This is a genomic window from Thermomonospora catenispora, assembly GCF_006363815.1.
Taxonomy (GTDB): Bacteria; Actinomycetota; Actinomycetes; order Streptosporangiales; family Streptosporangiaceae; genus Thermomonospora; species Thermomonospora catenispora.
Map to the genome: position 1 here is coordinate 16,994 of NZ_RRYT01000042.1, position 14,523 is coordinate 31,516.

The window sequence follows — 14,523 nt, forward strand, 5'->3', positions numbered from 1 at the left end:
CCGCGCCGGCACACCGATCACGGCCACGGCGGGTAGGAGAGATCACATAAGGTCATAATCACGATCGCCGGCACCACAGCCAGACAGCGAGGTCCACACGATCATGACCCTGGCCGCTCACGACATCGACCAAGCCGCAGCCCTGCTGCAGCGCACCGTCGCCGAGGTCAAGAAGGTCATCGTCGGCCAGGAGCACATGGTCGAACGGATGATCGTCGCGCTGCTGGCCCAAGGCCACTGCCTCCTGGAAGGCGTCCCCGGCGTCGCCAAGACCCTCGCCGTCGGCACGCTCGCCAAAGTCGTCGGCGGCACCTTCGCCCGCCTGCAGTTCACCCCCGACCTCGTCCCCTCCGACATCGTCGGCACCCGCATCTACCACCCCTCCACCGAACAGTTCGACGTCGAACTGGGCCCCGTCTTCGTCAACTTCGTCCTCGCCGACGAGATCAACCGCGCCCCCGCCAAGGTCCAGTCCGCCCTGCTGGAGGTCATGGCCGAACGGCAGGTCTCCCTGGCCGGCAAGACCTTCCCCCTGCCCAAGCCGTTCCTGGTCATCGCCACCCAGAACCCCATCGAATCCGAAGGCGTCTACCCCCTCCCCGAAGCCCAGCGCGACCGGTTCCTGATGAAGGTCGACGTCCGCTACCCCAACGCCCACGAGGAACTGCAGATCCTCCAACGCATGAGCGTCGACCCCCCCGAACCCGCCCAGATCCTCGACCCCCAGCAGCTCACCGCCCTGCAACGCGCCGCCGCCGAGGTGTCGGTGCACGAACTCGTCGCCGACTACATCGTCCGCCTCGTCATGGCCACCCGCGAACCCGCCCACTACCGGCTCCCCGACCTGCGCGGCGTCATCGAGATCGGCGCCAGCCCCCGCGCCACCCTCGGCCTGGTCGCCGCCGCCCGCGCCCTGGCCCTCCTGCACGGCCGCGACTTCGTCCTCCCCGACGACGTCCGCGCCGTCGCCCGCGACGTCATGGCCCACCGCATCGTGCTCACCTTCGACGCCCTGGCCGACGGAGTCCACACCGGCGAGATCATCGACCAGATCCTCGCCGTCGTCCCCCCGCCCCGCGTGGTGTGGAACCACGACCAGGCCGCCCACGCCTGACCAGCCGACCGCACGAGGGGCCCGACCGCCATGCCGCACCACGCGCACAGCAGCGACAAACTCACCCGGCTGGCCCCCGAACGCACCCTGCGCCGCCTGGAACTGTCGGTCACCCGCCGCCTGGACGGCCTGCTCAACGGCGAACACCTCGGGCTGCTGCCCGGCCCCGGCACCGAACTCGCCGAAGCCCGCGCCTACCAGCCCGGCGAAGACGACGTCCGCCACATGGACTGGGCCGTCACCGCCCGCACCACCCAACCCCACGTGCGCGACCTGATCGCCGACCACGAACTGGAGACCTGGGCCCTGGTCGACCTCACCGCCAGCATGGACTACGGCACCGCCAACCTCCCCAAACGCGACCTGGCCGTCGCCGCCCTGGCCGCCGTCGGCTTCCTGACCACCCGCCTCGGCGACCGCACCGGCGCCTACCTCATGCGCCCCGGCGGACTGCGCCGCTGGCCGGCCCGCACCGGCAGAGCCGCCATGTACGCGCTGCTGCACACCATCCTGCACGCCCCCGCCCAACCCCCCGCCGACCCCCACGCCCGGCCCGTCACCCTCGCCGAGGGCATCGCCTCCCTCGGCCGCGGCCAGACCCGCCGCGGACTGCGCGTCATCATCTCCGACTTCCTCGACCAGCCCGCCCCCGGCGCCCCCCTGGAATGGGAACGACCCCTGCGCCGCCTGGCCCGCCGCCACCAGGTCCTCGCCGTCGAGATCATCGACCCCCGCGAACTGGCGCTCCCCGACATCGGACTGGTCCACCTCGCCGACCCCGAGACCGGCCGCGTCCACGAGATCGCCCTCAACCGCAAAACCGCCGCCGCCTACCAAGCCGCCGCCGCGGCGCACCGCGCCGCCGTCCACGCCGCCCTGCGCCGCTGCGGCGCCCACCACCTGCAACTGCGCACCGACCGCGACTGGATCGCCGACATCGCCCGGTTCGCGCTGCGGCAACGCCGCACCGCCGGGCGCACCGCCGCCACGGGGGCACGCCCATGACCTTCCTCTCACCCGGCCGTCTGTGGGTCCTGGCCGTCGTTCCGCTGCTGGTCGCCGCCTACGTGCTGGTCCAGGCACGGCGCCGCCGCTACGTCGTCCGCTTCACCAACGTGGCGCTGCTCTCCCAGGTCGCGCCCAACAACCCGGGCTGGCGACGGCACGTGGCCGCCGGACTGTTCCTGATCATGATCACCCTCATGTGCCTGGGCTTCGCCCGCCCCGCCACCGCCGTCAAAGTCCCCCGCGACCGCGCCACCGTCATCGTCGCCATCGACGTGTCGCTGTCGATGATGGCCCGCGACGTCCCGCCCAACCGGCTCGAGGCCGCCAAGGCCGCCGCCAAACGCTTCATCGGCGACCTGCCCTCCCGCTTCAACGTCGGCGTCATCGCCTTCGCCGGCAACGCCAACGTCATCGCCTCCCCCACCAGCGACCGCGCCACCGCCATCGCCTCCATCGACACCCTCACCCTGGAGAAACGCACCGCCATCGGCGAAGCCGTCTTCACCGGACTGCAGGCCATCCGCGGCTTCGACGCCCAAGCCGGACAGGACCCGCCCCCCGCCCACATCGTGCTGCTCTCCGACGGCGACAACACCACCGGCCGATCGGTCCCCGAGGCCATCGACGCCGCCCGCGCCGCCAAGGTCCCCGTCTCCACCATCGCCTTCGGCACCCCCTACGGCACCGTCGAGATCGACGGGGAGACCACCTCCGTGGAGGTCAACAAGCTCACCCTCGCCGACCTGGCCGAAGGCACCGGCGGCAGGGCCTACGAGGCCGCCGACCGCGACCAGCTCTCCCAGGTGTACGCCAACATCGGCACCTCGCTGGGCTGGCGCATCGAGCACCGCGACATCGCCGCCCGCTTCATCGGCATCGCGCTGCTGTTCGCCCTCGCCGCCGCCGGCGCCTCCCTGACCTGGTTCTCCCGCCTGCCGTGACCGGCGCACCCGGCGAAGACTGGTACGGTCACCGGGCGTGGGGGATCACTACTTCACCGAACGACCCACGACGGCCAGTCGACCCGGCGCCGTCGACCTCGTCCTGCCCGACCTTCACCTGCGGCTGGCCACCGACCGGGGCGTGTTCTCCCCCGACCGCATCGATCCCGGCACCCGCATCCTGCTGGAGACGGTCCCCCCGCCCCCGCCCACCGGGAACCTGCTGGACCTGGGCTGCGGGTACGGGCCCATCGCCTGCGTCATGGCGGCCCGCTCCCCCCGCGCCACGGTCTACGGGGTGGACGTGAACGTCCGCGCCCTCCAGCTGGCCGAGCACAACGCCCGTACCGCCGGACTGGACAACGTCCGCTTCCTCCAGGCGGAGCGGATCGACCCGCGACTGCGGTTCGAGGCCCTGTGGTCCAACCCGCCCATCCGCATCGGCAAGACCGCCCTGCACGACCTGCTCGCCACCTGGCTGGACCGGCTCACCCCCACCGGCACCGCCCACCTGGTCGTCTCCCGACACCTGGGCGCCGACAGCCTGCACCGCTGGCTGGAGACCAGCGGCTGGCCCACCCGCCGCCTGACGTCCCGCTCCGCCTACCGGGTGCTGGCCGTCGCCGCCCGCACCACCGCCCCCACCGACGAGGACCGCCGATGACCGCCTCCCGCACCGACCGGCGCCGCCAGCTGCGGCCCACCGACGTCAAACGCCTCAACCGCGACTGGCGCCGCCGCACCCACGATCGCCTCGCGCTCATCGTCGAGTCGGTCACCCAGCCGTTCAACCTCGGCTCCATCATCCGCAGCGCCGCCGCGTTCGGCGTCGAACGGCTGTGGCTGGCCGGCAACACCGCCCTCCCCACCCACCGCAACGTCGGCAAGACCGCCCTGGGCACCGAACGCCTCGTCCCCTGGGAGCAGGTCCCGACCGCCGTCGACGCCGTCGACGCCGCCCGCGCGGAAGGGTTCCGCGTCGTGGCCGTGGAGCTGGCCACCGACGCCGTCCCGCTGCACGATGCGCCGTTGGACGGCGATGTGTGCCTGGTCGTCGGCGGCGAGGACCACGGATGCTCCCCCGCCCTGCTGGGCGCGGTCGACGCCGTCGCCTACATTCCTCAGGTGGGCCGGGTCGGTTCGTTGAACGTCGCGGTCGCCGCCGCTGTGGTGATGGCGGAGGCGAGGCGGCGGGAGTGGAGCCAAAACCCGACGCCTTGACATAGTAAGGTCACGGGCGGGGGCGTGGCGGACCGCGCCCGTCGCCGGGCCAGGGGCGATACTCGCCTACATGCCGCATGAGTTCCTCGACCATCCCGGGCCGATTCCCTTCGCCCACCGCGGCGGCGCCCGCCACGGCCTGGAGAACTCCATGCCCGCCTTCCAGTACGCGATCGACCTGGGCTACCGCTACCTGGAGACCGACGTGCACGCCACCGCCGACGGCGTGCTGGTGGCCTTCCACGACCGCACCCTCGACCGCGTCACCGACCGGCGCGGCGCCATCGCCCGCATGCCCTACAGCGAGGTCGCCAAGGCCCGCATCGCCGGCGTCGAGCCCATCCCCCTGCTGGAGGACATCCTCGGCACCTGGCCCGACGTCCGCGTCAACATCGACATCAAAGACGCCCCCGCCATCGGCCCCCTCGCCCGCGCCCTGCACCGCACCCAGGCGTGGCGGCGGGTGTGCATCACCTCCTTCTCCACCCGCCGCCTGGCCGCCCTGCGCGCCCGCCTGCCGCTGTACACCGACGAGGAGGTGTGCATGGCGCTCGGCCCCCGCGGCGTCATGGCGCTGCGCGCCCGCTCCGCGGGCGGCCCCGCCGCCAAGCTCATCCGCCTGGCCGCCACCGGCGTCGCCTGCGCCCAGGTCCCCCACGCCCTCGGCCCCGTCCCCTTCGTCACCGAGTCCTTCGTCGCACAGGCCCACGAACTGGGACTTCAGGTCCACGCCTGGACCGTCAACCGCCGCGCCGACATGGAACGCCTGCTGGACCTGGGCGTGGACGGCATCATGACCGACGACCTGATCACCCTCCGCGACGTCATGGTCCGCCGCGGCCTGTGGACCCCCCACCACGCCCTGCGCTGATCCGCCGAAGGGCCGCGCGGCGCCCCTCCCGTGTCCTCGCCGAAGGGCCGGCCGCGCCCGGGCCTTCCCCGTCGTCGCCGACGATCCCGGGGCGCGGATCCGGGAACGTCCCGTGCCCGAGGCGCCGGCGCGGCGGACGCAAGAAACCGGTAAGCGAACCGTAAACGGGTCCCGCCACGCTGAAGGCACCACACGGCACCGACCCGGCGGGGCTCCCGCCCGGCTCTCGAAAGGACACGCCATGCGCAAGCTCAAGCTCCAGGTCCAGATCACCGCCGACGGCTACATGGGCGGCCCCGACGGCGAGATGGACTGGGTGACGGTCCCGTGGACCCAGGACCTGAACGACTACGTCGATGAGATCTGGAAGACGGTCGACTGCATCGTGCTGGGACGCAGGCTCGCCGAGGGATTCATCCCCACCTGGGAGGCCGGACCGGAGGGCGAGACCCAGGAGAGCATCGACCAGATGAACAACACCCCCAAGGTCGTGATCTCCAACTCCCTCACCGAATCGCCCTGGCGGAACACCGTCGTCGCCGGCGGCGACCTCACCGAGATCATCACCGGCCTCAAGCGAGAGCCGGGCGGCGACCTGATCGTCTGCGGCGGCAGCACCCTGGTGCGAAGCCTGATCGCCGAAGACCTGATCGACGAGTTCCACCTGTTCGTCAACCCCGTCGCGATCGGCTCGGGGCTGCCGGTCTTCCCCGCCGGCGCCCACCGGCGGCTGCGGCTCGTGGGCGCCCGCTCCTTCGACTGCCAGATCACCGCGCTGCACTTCGAACCGCGGCGCTCGTGACCGCCGCCCCCCGCGGTCCGCCGAGCGGGCACGACGGGCCGCGCGGTTCGGCGGGCGGGCGTCGGGCACGCCCGCCCGCCGAACCGTCCGCTCCGGCGTCGCGCCGTCTCGACCCGCGTCCTTCCGCAGCCGGAGCCGGCTCCCCTGCGGTCCGCCCGGCGTCGCAGGCGCAGACCGCCCGCCCATGGGCGTCCTCGGCCGGGCGGTCGGGGCGGCGGCGAGGGAGCCGGGCGCGNGCCGGAGCCGGCTCCCCTGCGGTCCGCCCGGCGTCGCAGGCGCAGACCGCCCGCCCATGGGCGTCCTCGGCCGGGCGGTCGGGGCGGCGGCGAGGGAGCCGGGCGCGGTGCGGCGGTCAGCGTCGGAAACCCGGAGGACGGTGCTCGGCGGCGATGCGCATCGGCGTCCCGCCGGACGAGGAGGGCCGCACCTCCTGCGGGACGGCGCCGCCGTCGGCGCGGGACAGATCGATGCGCCTCTCGCGCAGCTGCTGCAGCAGCTCCAGATCCTCCGGAGGAATGATCGCGGCGACGACCCGGCCGTGGCGGGTCAGCACCACATGCTCTCCGCCGTAGGCGACCCGATTCACCAGGTCCGCCAGGACCTGTCGGGCCTTCGTCACCGGAATCCTCACCCGTTCATCCTAAGCGAACAGACCGGTCGACCCACGCCCTCGAGACGTTCAAAATGTACATTTTGATTAGAACGTACGAGAGGAGTCATGGTGCAGAACGGAGGACGGCCGGAGACGTTCGCGCCGCGGATGCAGACCACGGCGACGATGCCGCAGATCGGCACCGAGCACGTCTACCAACAGCTGCTGGCGCGGCGGATCGTGATGCTGGACGCCGCCATCGACGAGAACGTGGCCGGCCGGGTGTGCGCGCAGCTCCTGCTGCTGGCCGCCGAAGATCCCGAACGGGACATCACGCTGTACATCAACTCTCCGGGCGGCGTCGTGGACGCCGGCATGGCGATCTACGACGTCATGCAGTACCTGCCCAACGACGTGGCGACCGTCGCCGTCGGGATGGCCGCGTCGATGGGACAGACGCTGCTGTGCGCCGGCGCGCCCGGCAAACGGTACGCCCTGCCGCACGCCCGGGTGCTGATGCACCAGCCCTCCGGCGGGATCGGCGGCACCGCCTCCGACGTCAGGATCCAGGCCGACCAGGCGGTGTACCTCAAACGAGTGCTGGCCGAGCGGATCGCCTTCCACACCGGCAGGACCGTGGAGCAGATCGAGGCCGACTTCGACCGGGACCGCTGGTTCACCGCCGAGCAGGCCCGCGACTACGGGCTCGTCGACCACGTCATCGACGTCACCGACCGAGTGGGATCGTGAGCGGACCGCACCCGGGCGGGGCCGCCTCGCCGTGCCCTCGTCCCTCGAACGGCCCCTGAGGGGGCCGGAGAGACGAGCCGCCGCACCGGGCGCCCGCAGAAACGCATCGGACCGCCGGGCGTCCCGACCGACGGCGCCGGTGCCGGCGCGGTGACGTCGCAGCCGCCGACGCCGGAGGGCGACCGGCCTGTCCCGGACAGGGCCGCCCGCGGCGCCGACGGCGATCCGCGCTCCGGTGAAGGCCGCCTCGGACCGATCAGGCCGCCGCGGCCGCGGTCGGGACGCCCGGCGGCGCCGGCCGGCTCACGGATTCCGCCGCGCCGCCGGGCGTCAACGGCGGCACGGCGACGCCGAGAAGCGCCGAGATCCCCGCGGACGCGCACCCGACCGAAGAGATCCCCGCCCGGCGCATCGGGCGGGGATCCGATGCGGATGCGCCGCGGCATCGCGCGCGACCGCCCCCTCACCGCCCCGCCGCAGGCCCACGCCCCCGACCGCGCCCACCGGCTGAGCTGCGAAAGCACCGATCTTGCGGCCACGGCGAGCCCGACGCGCAAATCGGCAGGGTTGGACAAGGTCAAGGACGGGAATCTTGTGACGGGATCCAGCGTTGGTCGACATAAGACTGCAAGCCGTCTGGGAGGCACGTGACGATGGCCGAGCGCGCACTTCGCGGCACCCGACTCGGAGCCACCAGCTACGAGAACGATCGCAACACCGATCTGGCACCTCGGCAAGAGGTCGGCTACACCTGCGCCAAGGGCCACCGGTTCACCGTGACGCTCGCCGCTGAGGCCGAGGTGCCGCCGACGTGGGAGTGCCGCAACTGCGGCTCCACCGCACTGCGGGCGAACGGGCAAGCCCCCAAGCCCAGCAAGCCGAGCAAGGCGCCGCGAACCCACTGGGACATGCTGATGGAGCGGCGCACGATCGAGGACCTGGAGGAGGTCCTGGCCGAGCGCTTGGCGATCCTCCGAGCCCAGCGTAAGAAGACCGCCTGACCGATCGACCGACGTTCCCTCGGGCCCCGTGCCGGATGCCCGGCACGGGGCCCGACGGCGTTCATGCGGCGTTCGTTCCCGTGTTCCGCGCTCCTCAGCTCGCCGCCCCCGGTGAGCGCGTCGCCCTGTCTCCGTGGCCTTCCCGGCGCGGAGACGTCCCGAGCGCGCCGCGATGCGCACCGCGGGGAGACGCCACGGCCCTCGAGGGCGGGGCCTTCAGTCCTCGCGGATGACCTCGCCGCGGATCACCGGTCCCCGCACGCCCGGATGATCGGCGGGAATGTGCGCGCCGGGCGGGAACATCCCCGACGGCATCCCCTGCTCGGCCAGCCGACGTTCGGCGGCGCGCACCTGACGGGCCGCGTACAGCATCAGCAGCCGACGCGCCAGCGGACGCGTGGGCGGGAGCACGAACACCAGGCCCGCCAGGGCGGTGGCGAACCCGGGGAACACCAGCAAGGCCCCGCCGATCAGGATCACGGCGGCGTCGGCCAGCTCGCGCTCGGGCGCCCGGCCGCGGGCGACGGTCTCGACCAGGGCGTTCCAGGCGCGGCGTCCCTCCCGCCGCACCACCCACACGCCCACAGCGCTGACCGCCAGCAGCAGCGCCACCGCGGACCAGCCGCCGATCAGCGACCCGACCTGCACGAACAGGTAGATCTCCACGATCGGCACGAGCACGAACGCCACGAGCATCAGCAGCGGGAGCATGACACCGGCTTCCCTACACGACGACGGATCGGGGAACGCGGGAGGAGACCCGCGAACGGACACTGCGACCGGTCAACGTCGAGGAGGCCCGGATCGTTCCGGCGCACGCCCTTTCACCCGCGGCCGGCACGGCGGCCCAGCCGGGCGCGCACGCCCCAGCGGGTGACCTTCCACATGGCCTCGGCGACGATGTCGCCGCTCATCTTGCTGGAGCCATGCTGGCGTTCCACGAACGTGATCGGCACCTCTTTGACCCGCAGCCCCTCCTGCAGGGTCCGCAGCGCCAGATCGATCTGGAAGCAATAGCCGCGCGAGTCCACCCCCTCCAGGTCGATCTTGCGGAGGGTGGCGGCGCGGAACGCCCGGTATCCGCCGGTGGCGTCGTGCAAGGGGGTGCCGAGCATCAGCCGGGCGTAGACGTTGGCGCCGCGGGAGAGGACCTCGCGGTGGCGGGGCCAGTTGACCACCCGGCCGCCGGGAATCCACCGGGCCCCGATGACCAGATCGGCGTCGGTGAGGGCCTCCAGCAGCGCGGGCAGCTCCTCGGGCTGGTGGGAGCCGTCGGCGTCCATCTCCACCAGCACCCCGTAGTCGCGCTCCAGCCCCCAGCCGAACCCGGCGATGTAGGCGGCGCCCAGCCCCTGCTTGCCGGAGCGGTGCAGCACGTGCACCCGGGGGTCGGCGGCGGCCATCCGGTCGGCCAGCTCGCCGGTGCCGTCGGGACTGGCGTCGTCGACGACCAGCACGTCCGCGTCGGGGACCGCCGACCGCACCCGCGTGACGATCCGTTCCAGGTTCTCCCGCTCGTTGTAGGTCGGGATGATGACCAGGACACGGCCGAGATCTCGGCGCGGATCGGAAGGCGTGGGCATCGGGTCAGGCTCCTTCGATGGTGCGGAAGCGGCGGAGAGCGACGGCGACGGCGGCGACGGCCAGCAGGGCCAGCGCATATTCGGGCCATGGGCCCAACCGGTCGGCGAGCGTGGGCGCGGTGCGGGCCGGGACGGCGGCGACCTGGATGTCGGGGACGAACTCCCCCGACCGGTCGATCATCCGCCCGTCCGGTGCGATGATCGCGCTGATCCCGCTGGTGGCGGCGACCAGCACGGCGCGGCCGTGCTCGACCGCCCGCAGCCGGGACATCGCCAGCTGCTGCGGCGGCAGGCCGGTGCGTCCGTAGGTGGCGTTGTTGGTCTGCACCACCAGCATCTCGCCCGCGGCGGCGTCCCGGACGACCCCGTCGTAGGCGACCTCGAAACAGATGACGTCTCCCACGCGGACCGGCCCCAGCCGCAGCAGCCCGGGAGAGTCGCCCCGGACGAAGTCGCGGGGGATCCGCTCGAACCGGGTGATCAGCCTGGTGAGGATCGACCGGAACGGCAGGTACTCCCCGAACGGCACCGGATGGCGTTTGACGTAGTAGGCGCCGGGGCCGTGCACCGGATCCCACACGATCCCGCGGTTCTCCACATGCCGCGGGTCGGCGGCGTCGACGACCGCGCCGACCAGCACCGGCACGCCGACGTCCTTGACGGCGGCGTCGATGAGGGCGCGCGCCTGCGGATCGGTGTAGGGGTCCAGGTCGCTGGAGTTCTCCGGCCACACCACCAGCCGGGGGCGGTCGACCTCGCCGGCGCGGACGAGGGCGGCCAGCTCGTGGGTGCGGCGCACGTGGTTGTCGAGCACGGCGCGGCGCTGGGCGTTGAAGTCCAGCCCCAGGCGCGGCACGTTCCCCTGGATGACGGCGACGGTGACCCGCCGGCCGTCGACGGGGGTCGGCACCAGGGGCCCTGCGGCCCCGATCAGCAGCATCCCGGCGGCCGCGACGGCCACGGGCCGGAGGGCGCGGGGGCCGGCGTGGGGCAGCCGCCGCGCCACCGCGGCCGGCAGCGGTCCCCGCAACAGCGCGTACGCCGCCAGCGTCCCGCACAGGGCGGTCAGGAACGTCACCAGCGGCGCCCCGCCCACGGCCGCGTACCCGGTGAGGGGGGTGTCGCTCTGGCTGAAGGCCAGTCGCGCCCAGGGGAACCCGCCGAAGGGGATCCGCCCGCGCACCAGCTCCTGGGCCGCCCACAGCGCCGCCGTCCACACCGGCCAGCCCGGCAGCCGCGCCGCCAGCGCGATCCCGGCGCCCATCGGCGCCCAGTACAGGGCCTGGACGAGGCTCAGCAGGACCCACCCGTCGGGGCCGACCTTCATGATGCCCGACAGCACGGGCAGGAAGAACACCGTGCCGCACCACAGCGACGGCCACACCGCCGCGCGCGGCCCCAGCCCGTGCAGCGCCAGCGTGAGCAGCGCCACCCCCGCCGGGGCCAGCGGCCACAGGTCGTGCGGGGGGAACGCCGGCCACATCACCAGCCCGGCGGCGACGGCGGTCAGGGTGCGCGGCCACCCCGCCCGGCCTCCGCGCCGCAGCCGCGCCGCCCGCCGTGGCGGCGGGGCGGTCTCGGCGTCGGCGGACTGGGTGCCGGTCAGGGTGTTCAAGGCCACGTCGCTCCTTGCTGAAAGGGCTTTTGGGCCGAACGTTATCGTCCCTGCCGGACTGGTCGGGCCATCACCGTCCCGGCGGCGGCACCACGACGGTGCCCACGGCGGTGACCGCGACGATCGGTTCGTCCAGGACCCGGGCCGCCGAGGGGCCGCGTTCGGGGTCGGCGCGGCACACGACGCGGGCGGTGAACTCCAGGCGGCGGCTGCGGCGACCGATCCCGACCACGACGGCGGTGGCCTCCAGCACGTCCCCCGCCCGGACGGGGGCGCGGAACTGCACCTCGTCGTAGGAGGCGAAGAGGCCCTCGTCGCCGTCGAGGCGGATGCACACCTCGGTGGCGACGTCGCCGAACATGCCCAGCACGTAGGCGCCGTCGACCAGGGCGCCGCCGTAGTGGGCGTGGGAGTGGGGCACGTAGCGGCGATGCGTGACGGTCAGTCCCACGGTCATGGCGTCTCCAGCAGCGCGTGCACCAGGTAGGAGGCGACCTCGGCGGGGGTGGTGCCCTTGCCGAACACCGCGTCGACGCCCAGGTCGGCGGGGGTGAGGGTACCGAAGCGGGGTCCGCCGACCACCAGCAGGGGGCGGCCCCGGCCGGGGCCTTGCGCGTCGGGGAACGCGGCGCGGAACGCCTCGGCCATCTGCCGGGTGTTGTGCAGGTGGGCGTCGCGCTGGGTGACGACCTGGGAGACCAGGACGGCGTCGGCGCGTTCGGCGACGGCGCGTTCCACCAGCTCCTCCACCCGCACCTGGGCGCCCAGGTTGATCACCTGGATCTCGCGGTAGTACTCCAGGCCCTTCTCCCCGGCGAAGCCCTTGACGTTGAGGATCGCGTCGATCCCGACCGTGTGGGCGTCGGTGCCGATGCACGCGCCGACCACCACCAGGCGGCGGCCCAGGGCGCGGCGGATCGCCAGATTGACCTCGGCGGCGCTCAGCAGCGGGTAGTCGCGGCCGGCGGGTTCGGGGATGGCGGCGTAGTCGATCAGGTGGCGGGCGCGGCCGTAGACGATGAAGAAGGTGAAGTCCGGGCCCATCGGCTTGGCGTGCACCACGTGCGCCGGGTCCAGGCCCATCGCCTCCGCCAGTTTCAGCGCAGCGGCCTCGGCGCGCGCCCCGTGGGGGACGGGCAGGGTGAACGACACCTGCACCAGCCCGTCGCCGGTGGTGTCGCCGTAGGGACGGATGATCTGCGGTGCGGTGGTCATGCGGTCACCTCCGCCGGGGCGGATCCGGCCGGGTCGGGGTCGGCTGTGCCTTCGAGGATGTCGATGGCGGGGTTGCAGTAGTCGTCGGCGCGTTCGGCCACCCCCTCCAGGCCCTTGCCGCCGTCCGGAGGACGGCGGGTGACGCCGAACGTCCCCTCGGCGATGGCGGTCAGCAGCCCGTCGTCGCAGATCCGCTCCAGCAGCTCCACCGACTCGGCCAGCACGCGGCGGGCGCGCTGGACGATGAAGCCGTCGGGTCGGGGGGTGAAGTCCTCGGCCAGCCGGCCGCAGGCGTTGCGCACGTACCGGATGTTCTGCAGCGCCAGGTCCCGGTCCGACAGCCAGGGGGTGTGGATGCCCTCGGTCATCATCCCGATCAGGATGATCGACTGGCCGGTCATCACCGCGGCCAGGTTGAAGAAGGCGTCCAGCAGGTAGCCGGCGAAGATGTCGCCGGTCATGTGCCGGGTGGGCGGCATGTACTTCAGCGGGGCGTGGGGGAACAGCTCGCGCACCAGCTGGGCGTGGGCCAGCTCCAGGCGGAAGGAGTCCGGCAGGGACGGGTCGATCTCGAAGGCGTGCCCGAGGCCCAGCAGCGCGTCGGTCAGCCCCGCCTCGTGGGCGAACCGCTCGTTGAGCAGCTGGCTGACGATCACGGTGTGGGCGGCCTCGACGGCGTCGGCGGTGGTGAGGTAGTTGTCCTCGCCGGTGTTGATCACGATGCCGGCACGGGCGTGGATCTGCCGGGAGAACCGCTGGTCGATGAAGGTGCGGCGGGGGTTGATGTCGCGGAAGATGATGCCGTACATGCAGTCGTTGAGCATCATGTCCAGCCGCTCCAGCCCGGCCAGCACCGCGATCTCCGGCATGCACAGCCCGGAGGCGTAGTTGGTCAGCCGCACGTAGCGGCCCAGTTCGACCGAGACCTCGTCGAGGGCGGCGCGCATCAGCCGGAAGTTCTCGGCGGTGGCGTAGGTGCCGGCGTAGCCCTCCCGGGTGGCGCCCTCGGGCACGTAGTCCAGCAGGGACTGCCCGGTGGAGCGGATCACGGCGATGACGTCGGCGCCCTCGCGGGCGGCGGCCTGGGCCTGGGGGATGTCCTCGTAGATGTCGCCGGTGGCGACGATCAGGTAGATCCACGGGTGCGGGGGGTCGCCCACGGTGCGCAGCATCCGGTCGCGTTCGGCGCGGCGCGCGTCGATCCGGGCGATCCCGGCGGCGGCGTCCCGGTGCGCGGCGGCGCGGGCGGCGGCGGCCTCGGACCCGGTGGGGAGGCGGAAGGAGACCCGTCCCGCGGCGGCGGCCTCGGCCAGCTCGCGCAGGGTGCGGTGGGGGCCGGTGAGGAGGGCGTCCCACACGGGCAGGGCGACGCCGTGCTCGATGCCGATCTGGTCGCGGACGGCGTCGACGAGGTGGTTGACCCAGGGGGTTCCGTCTCCGTCGGCGCCGGACAGGCCGGCCAGTCGCAGCAGTGCCCGTTCCACCGACACGGTGGTGTGGGTGCGGGCCATGTCGATGATCGGCTCGGCGGCGCGCGCGGCCAGTCTGCGCGCGCGTCGCACCAGGTCCGGATCGAGGCCGAGCTTGCCCATCGGCGCCTCCTCGCAGAGCACGAACTCTCCCGAAGAATCCTCCGCCTTCACGGGTTTTTCCGCAAGATTCTTCATGAAACGGAGGCTTGTTCGAGAAGAAATCGGATGCCGTGCGCCGATCGCCCCGACCCGCATCCGACGCCCCCCGCGCGGGGCCGCCTCCCCGCCGAGGCGGTCCCCGGCGCGCACGCCGCGAGGCCCCGGCGACCCCGGCCCGG

At 73.1% G+C, this 14,523-nt stretch carries 16 protein-coding genes; 9 read left to right on the forward strand and 7 right to left on the reverse strand.

Going from position 1 to position 14,523, the window contains the following annotated elements; translation table 11 throughout:
• Positions 1–103 precede the first annotated feature (103 nt).
• The 7 genes from EIO00_RS21955 (at position 104) to EIO00_RS21985 (ending at position 5,957) form a co-directional block, all read left to right on the forward strand.
• Positions 104–1,114 carry an AAA family ATPase gene (locus EIO00_RS21955; protein ID WP_140181973.1) on the forward strand — a complete coding sequence of 337 codons (1,011 nt, stop codon included), beginning with the start codon at positions 104–106 and terminating at the stop codon, positions 1,112–1,114.
• 30 nt (positions 1,115–1,144) lie between these two features.
• Positions 1,145–2,119, forward strand: a complete 975-nt coding sequence (locus EIO00_RS21960) for a DUF58 domain-containing protein (protein WP_140181974.1) — start codon at positions 1,145–1,147, stop codon at positions 2,117–2,119.
• Positions 2,116–3,063 carry a VWA domain-containing protein gene (locus EIO00_RS21965; protein WP_140181975.1) on the forward strand — a complete coding sequence of 316 codons (948 nt, stop codon included), beginning with the start codon at positions 2,116–2,118 and terminating at the stop codon, positions 3,061–3,063. The genes EIO00_RS21960 and EIO00_RS21965 overlap by 4 nt, the downstream gene beginning before the upstream one ends.
• Positions 3,064–3,100: 37 nt before the next feature.
• Complete coding sequence (locus EIO00_RS21970; RefSeq protein WP_140181976.1) at positions 3,101–3,727, forward strand: class I SAM-dependent methyltransferase; 627 nt, start codon at positions 3,101–3,103, stop codon at positions 3,725–3,727.
• Positions 3,724–4,284: a TrmH family RNA methyltransferase gene (locus EIO00_RS21975; RefSeq protein WP_140181977.1), complete on the forward strand. Its 561-nt coding sequence runs from the start codon at positions 3,724–3,726 to the stop codon at positions 4,282–4,284. Before EIO00_RS21970 ends, EIO00_RS21975 begins: the two co-directional genes overlap by 4 nt.
• A 70-nt stretch (positions 4,285–4,354) precedes the next feature.
• Positions 4,355–5,155, forward strand: coding sequence for a glycerophosphodiester phosphodiesterase family protein (locus EIO00_RS21980; RefSeq protein ID WP_175596304.1), 801 nt, complete (start codon positions 4,355–4,357; stop codon positions 5,153–5,155).
• Positions 5,156–5,396: 241 nt separating this feature from the next.
• Positions 5,397–5,957 (forward strand): dihydrofolate reductase family protein, encoded by a 561-nt coding sequence (locus tag EIO00_RS21985; RefSeq protein ID WP_140181979.1) that lies wholly within the window; start codon positions 5,397–5,399, stop codon positions 5,955–5,957.
• A gap of 352 nt (positions 5,958–6,309) precedes the next feature.
• Here the strand turns inward: EIO00_RS21985 and EIO00_RS21990 are convergent, their stop codons facing one another.
• Positions 6,310–6,576, reverse strand: coding sequence for a type II toxin-antitoxin system Phd/YefM family antitoxin (locus EIO00_RS21990; RefSeq protein WP_241661517.1), 267 nt, complete (start codon positions 6,574–6,576; stop codon positions 6,310–6,312).
• Between the two features lie 141 nt (positions 6,577–6,717).
• On the opposite strand from EIO00_RS21990, the gene EIO00_RS21995 reads away from it, so the two are divergent.
• Both EIO00_RS21995 and EIO00_RS22000 read left to right on the forward strand, forming a co-directional pair.
• Positions 6,718–7,299, forward strand: coding sequence for a ClpP family protease (locus EIO00_RS21995; protein ID WP_175596306.1), 582 nt, complete (start codon positions 6,718–6,720; stop codon positions 7,297–7,299).
• A gap of 653 nt (positions 7,300–7,952) precedes the next feature.
• Positions 7,953–8,300, forward strand: coding sequence for an RNA polymerase-binding protein RbpA (locus tag EIO00_RS22000; RefSeq protein WP_140181988.1), 348 nt, complete (start codon positions 7,953–7,955; stop codon positions 8,298–8,300).
• Positions 8,301–8,516: 216 nt separating this feature from the next.
• Here the strand turns inward: EIO00_RS22000 and EIO00_RS22005 are convergent, their stop codons facing one another.
• From EIO00_RS22005 to kamD, 6 genes are all read right to left on the reverse strand, one after another.
• Positions 8,517–9,011 (reverse strand): FxsA family protein, encoded by a 495-nt coding sequence (locus EIO00_RS22005; protein ID WP_140181982.1) that lies wholly within the window; start codon positions 9,009–9,011, stop codon positions 8,517–8,519.
• Between the two features lie 113 nt (positions 9,012–9,124).
• The gene (locus tag EIO00_RS22010; RefSeq protein ID WP_140181983.1) at positions 9,125–9,883 is read right to left on the reverse strand and encodes a polyprenol monophosphomannose synthase; all 759 of its coding nucleotides are present in this window, start codon (positions 9,881–9,883) and stop codon (positions 9,125–9,127) included.
• Positions 9,884–9,887: 4 nt separating this feature from the next.
• Entirely contained in the window at positions 9,888–11,504 is a 1,617-nt protein-coding gene (gene lnt / locus EIO00_RS22015) for an apolipoprotein N-acyltransferase (protein WP_241661518.1), read from the reverse strand.
• Positions 11,505–11,568: 64 nt separating this feature from the next.
• Entirely contained in the window at positions 11,569–11,955 is a 387-nt protein-coding gene (gene kal, locus EIO00_RS22020; protein ID WP_140181984.1) for a 3-aminobutyryl-CoA ammonia lyase, read from the reverse strand.
• Positions 11,952–12,713, reverse strand: coding sequence for a lysine 5,6-aminomutase subunit beta (gene kamE, locus EIO00_RS22025; protein ID WP_140181985.1), 762 nt, complete (start codon positions 12,711–12,713; stop codon positions 11,952–11,954). Before kamE ends, kal begins: the two co-directional genes overlap by 4 nt.
• The gene (gene kamD, locus EIO00_RS22030; protein WP_140181986.1) at positions 12,710–14,305 is read right to left on the reverse strand and encodes a lysine 5,6-aminomutase subunit alpha; all 1,596 of its coding nucleotides are present in this window, start codon (positions 14,303–14,305) and stop codon (positions 12,710–12,712) included. The genes kamE and kamD overlap by 4 nt, the downstream gene beginning before the upstream one ends.
• Positions 14,306–14,523: the final 218 nt, after the last annotated feature.